At 64.2% G+C, this 1,757-nt stretch carries 1 protein-coding gene and 1 pseudogene; both read left to right on the top strand.

Annotation, left to right across the window (positions count from 1 at the left end; all coding sequences use genetic code 11):
- Window positions 1–416 (top strand): annotated as a pseudogene (locus AC5RWX_RS32940) (DNA topoisomerase IB); the annotation flags it as partial.
- 103 nt (window positions 417–519) lie between these two features.
- Window positions 520–1,757 (top strand): FAD-dependent oxidoreductase (locus AC5RWX_RS32945; RefSeq protein ID WP_494100369.1); only part of this gene is annotated, 1,238 nt, incomplete at its 3' end.

Below are 1,757 nucleotides of genomic sequence, written 5' to 3' on the forward strand. Positions count from 1 at the left end.
AGCGCCGCGGCGCCAACGCGAGGCTCCTGGCGTATAAGGAAGGCCGGCACTGGCGGCCGGTCACCAGCGCGGACATCAATGTGTACGTGAAGGAGCGGACTGGTTCTGACTTCACCGCCAAGGACTTCCGGACCCTGCGGGGCACAGTGGCGGCTGCCGCCAGCCTCGCCAGGACAGGCCCCCAGCGGACGGCGGCCAAACGAAAGCGGGCCATCAGCCGTGCCATGATCGAAGCGTCCGAGGTGCTTGGCAATACGCCGTCGATCGCGCGTAAGAGCTATGTTGACCCGCGCGTGCTGGACCACTACCACGAGGGCGAAACCATCGACCCCAAGCGGCCCGACTCCGCCGAATCGGAGTTGCGTGCGCTGCTTTACCGCGAAGGCAACGTGGTGCCGCTTGCCAAAAGCGGCTAGGGCACGGCGTCACGGGCAGCATTATTTCCCGGAACGGGACAATTAGAATAAGTGACTGTGCGCTGCACCTGCGGCGTATCGTCATCGGCCAGAAGGGTCCCAGGTGTCCAACCACGGCGAAAGCACCCCCGCACGTCCCCTGCGCGTAGCGATTGTGGGCGCGGGACCTGCCGGTGTCTACGCTGCGGATATCCTTACCAAGTCCAGGGGCGTCAAAGACGGCGACTTCGAGGTCAGCATCGACCTCTTCGAGGCCTATCCTGCGCCGTACGGACTGATACGGTACGGTGTGGCGCCGGACCATCCCCGGATCAAGGGCATCGTCAACGCCTTGCACAAAGTCCTGGACCGCGGTGACATCCGGTTCCTGGGCAACGTGACCTACGGGCGGGACCTCACCCTGCACGACTTCCGTGCGTTCTACGACGCCGTCATCTTCTCCACCGGGGCGGTCAAGGATGCGGACCTGGCCATCCCGGGGGTCGACCTGCAGGGCTCCTTCGGCGGCGCTGACTTTGTTTCCTGGTACGACGGGCACCCTGATGTTCCCCGTGACTGGCCGCTGGAAGCGAAGGACATTGCGGTGATCGGCAACGGCAACGTTGCCCTGGACGTGGCCCGGATGCTGGTGAAGCACCCGGAGGAGCTGCTTTCCACCGAAATTCCCGACAACGTGTACAAGGGGCTGAAGGCTTCGCCTGTCACGGACGTGCACGTCTTCGGCCGCCGCGGCCCGGCCCAGGTGAAATTCACCCCCCTTGAGCTGCGGGAGCTCAGCCACATGAATGACGTGGACATCGTGCTCTATCCCGAGGACTTCGAGTTCGATGAGGCTTCCGATGAAGCGATCCGCAGCAACAACCAGATCAAGACCATGGTGAACACGCTCACCAACTGGCTCGTTGAGGAACACGCCGAGTCGGAGAACCCGTCCTCCCGCCGCCTGCACCTGCACTTCCTGCACAGTCCGGTCGAGATTTATGACGACGGCGGGTCCGGCAAGGTGGCGGGCATCAAATTCGAGCGCATGCAGCTTGACGGCACCGGCAACGCCAAGGGCACGGGCGAGTTTATGGACTACCCCGTGCAGGCCGTCTACCGCGCCATCGGCTACCACGGCTCGGCCCTCGACGAGCTGGAGTACGACGCCAAACGCGGAGTCATTCCCAACGAAGGCGGCCGCGTACTGGACGCCGAAGGCAACCCGGTCCCGGGAATCTACGCTACCGGCTGGATCAAGCGTGGACCTGTCGGCCTGATCGGCCACACCAAGGGTGACGCCCTGGAAACCATTGGCTTCCTCCTGGAGGACCGGCTCACGCTTCCGCCGGCCCGTAATCC

It is taken from the genome of Arthrobacter sp. SPT-J7 (assembly GCF_059089965.1).